Raw genomic sequence first — 279 nt, forward strand, 5'->3', positions numbered from 1 at the left:
TGGCGAATCCCGTGGGCACGTCCCCGACGCTGAAGCCGAGCGGCTCACTCAGCGAGAATCGCCACAGCTGTGTGAACTCCGGCATGCCTCGGACCGTCTCGAACACGGTGCGCGCGTCGTCCGCTGAGGCGATCTCGACGCCCACGTACCCGTTGGACGTGTTGATTCCCACGGCCTCAGGAAGGTCGCGAAGCGCCGTTCCCACGGCATCCGCCGCGGAATCGGTATCCGCTTCTCGTGTGGTCTTCCCGCCCTGCACGTCGACTGTCAGCCCCGGCG

1 protein-coding gene is annotated in these 279 nt (G+C 67.0%); it reads right to left on the reverse strand.

Annotated elements, in window-relative coordinates; genetic code table 11:
* Positions 1 to 279, reverse strand: a 279-nt coding sequence (locus KI686_RS16700; protein ID WP_237590430.1) for a hypothetical protein, incomplete at both ends; no start/stop codon positions are given.

Origin of the sequence: Polaribacter sargassicola (assembly GCF_021991835.1) — a bacterium.
GTDB classification, from domain to species: Bacteria; Bacteroidota; Bacteroidia; order Flavobacteriales; family Flavobacteriaceae; genus Polaribacter; species Polaribacter sargassicola.